The organism is Pseudomonas sp. 34 E 7 (genome assembly GCF_900005715.1).
In the GTDB taxonomy this organism is placed as follows: Bacteria; Pseudomonadota; Gammaproteobacteria; order Pseudomonadales; family Pseudomonadaceae; genus Aquipseudomonas; species Aquipseudomonas orientalis_A.
The window spans coordinates 1-2,067 of record NZ_CVTX01000025.1 but is presented as its reverse complement, the minus strand read 5'-3'; the positions used below and the strand labels follow the sequence as shown (position 1 = coordinate 2,067).

Genomic DNA, 2,067 nt, shown 5'->3' with positions numbered 1-2,067 from the left:
TCATCGCGGCCAAGCCGCTGCTCGCCGGGGTGCGCATTGCGGTTGCCCGTGACGAAGCCTTCGCCTTTACCTACGGCGCCAGCCTCGACCTGCTGCGGGCAATGGGCGCGCAGCTCACGTTCTTCTCGCCCCTTCATGATCATGCGTTGCCTGACGCCGACAGCCTGTACCTGCCGGGTGGCTACCCGGAATTGCATCACCTGGCGCTGGCGCAAAATACCGCGATGCTTGAGGCAATCCGCGCCCATCACGCCGCCGGCAAGCCATTGCTCGCCGAGTGTGGCGGCATGCTGTACCTGCTCGACTCGCTTACCGATGTCGACGGCAACCGCGCCGAACTGCTCGGCCTGCTGCAGGGCGACGCCGTGATGCAAAAGAAATTGGCGGCCCTGGCGCTGCAAAGCGTGGAGCTGCCCGAGGGCACGTTGCGCGGGCATACCTATCACCACTCCCTGACCAGCACTGAGTGTGAGCCGATCGCCCGCGGGCTCAGCCCCAATGGCGGGCGCGGGGCCGAGGCGGTGTATCGGCAGGGGCGGATGACGGCCTCCTATGTGCACTTTTACTTTCCGTCGAACCCGGCGGCGGTGGCCGCTTTGTTTGCGCCAGGTCCCGGTACCGCTATCGGGGGCAAGTCGAATCGTCGCACCGCCCCTCCCACAATTGACCGAGTTGAAACCCCATCCAATGTGGGAGGGGGCTTGCCCCCGATGAGGCCATGACTGACCACGCCTTCCCCGAGGCCGACCGCCAAGCCGTCTACCGCGCCATCGCCGAACGCCGCGACATGCGCCATTTCAGCGGTGGCAGCGTCGCGCCTGAATTACTGCAACGCCTGCTCCAGGCCGCCCACCAGGCGCCGAGCGTCGGCCTGATGCAGCCGTGGCGGTTTATCCGCATCAGCGACCGTCAATTGCGGGGCCGCATTCAACAACTGGTGGAAGAAGAACGCATCCGCACCGCCGAGGCCCTGGGCGAGCGTTCCGACGACTTCATGAAGCTCAAGGTCGAAGGCATCCACGACTGCGCCGAAGTGCTGGTGGCAGCACTGATGGACGATCGCGAGCGGCACATCTTTGGCCGGCGCACCTTGCCGGAAATGGACATGGCGTCCTTGTCCTGCGCAATCCAGAACCTGTGGCTGGCCGCCCGCGTCGAGGGCCTGGGCATGGGCTGGGTCTCGTTGTTCGAACCCCAGGCCCTGGCCGACCTGCTGGGGTTGCCGGCGGGCGCAAAACCCCTGGCGGTGCTGTGCCTGGGGCCGGTCGCCGCGTTCTATCCGGCACCGATGTTGCAACTCGAAGGTTGGACCGAACCTCGGCCATTGAGTGACATGCTGTATGAAAACCTGTGGGGAGTGAGTCAATGAGTGTGGCCTTGCTGTGTGTCGCCGCCGTGGCGCTGGATGCGCTGCTGGGCGAGCCCAGGCGCTGGCATCCGCTGGTGGCGTTCGGCAATTTTGCCGGGCGTATCGAGCAGCGTTTCAACACGGGGGGCCGTGGCTGGCGCAGCCATGGCGTGACCGCGTGGTTTATCGCGGTGGTGCCGCTGACCCTGCTCGCCACCGCATTATCCTGGGCGCCTTATATCGGTTGGGTGCTGGAAATCCTGGCGCTGTATTGCGCCCTGGGCATGCGCAGCCTGGGGGAGCATGTGATCCCGGTTGCCCAGGCCCTGCGCAGCGATGACCTGGAAGAGGCGCGCAAACGCGTGAGCTATCTGGTCAGCCGCCAGACCAGCGAGTTGGATCACACCGAGGTTGCCCGCGCCGCCACCGAGTCGGTGCTCGAAAACGGCAGCGACGCGGTGTTCGCCGCACTGTTCTGGTTTGTGGTCGCCGGCGTGCCGGGCGTGGTGCTCTATCGCCTGAGCAACACCCTTGACGCCATGTGGGGCTATCGCAACGAACGCTTTGAGCGCTTCGGCTGGGCGGCGGCGAAGATCGACGATGGGCTCAACTATATTCCTGCGCGTCTGGTGGCATTAACCTACGCGCTGCTGGGCAAGACGCGGCTGGCGCTCAGATGCTGGCGCACCCAGGGGCCGACCTGGGACAGCCCCAACGCC

At 65.7% G+C, this 2,067-nt stretch carries 2 protein-coding genes and 1 pseudogene; all 3 read left to right on the top strand.

Translation table 11 applies throughout. The annotated features are described in order from the left end of the window. Positions 1–722, top strand: a pseudogene (locus tag BFP96_RS00720) (cobyrinate a,c-diamide synthase); the annotation flags it as partial. After that, a complete protein-coding gene (bluB, locus tag BFP96_RS00715) occupies positions 719–1,369 on the top strand; it encodes a 5,6-dimethylbenzimidazole synthase (RefSeq protein ID WP_065895743.1) in 651 nt (216 codons plus the stop codon). The pseudogene BFP96_RS00720 and the gene bluB, both read left to right, overlap by 4 nt. Then, the coding region (gene cbiB, locus BFP96_RS00710) for an adenosylcobinamide-phosphate synthase CbiB (protein WP_065935387.1) at positions 1,366–2,067 on the top strand (702 nt) is incomplete at its 3' end. The genes bluB and cbiB, both read left to right, overlap by 4 nt.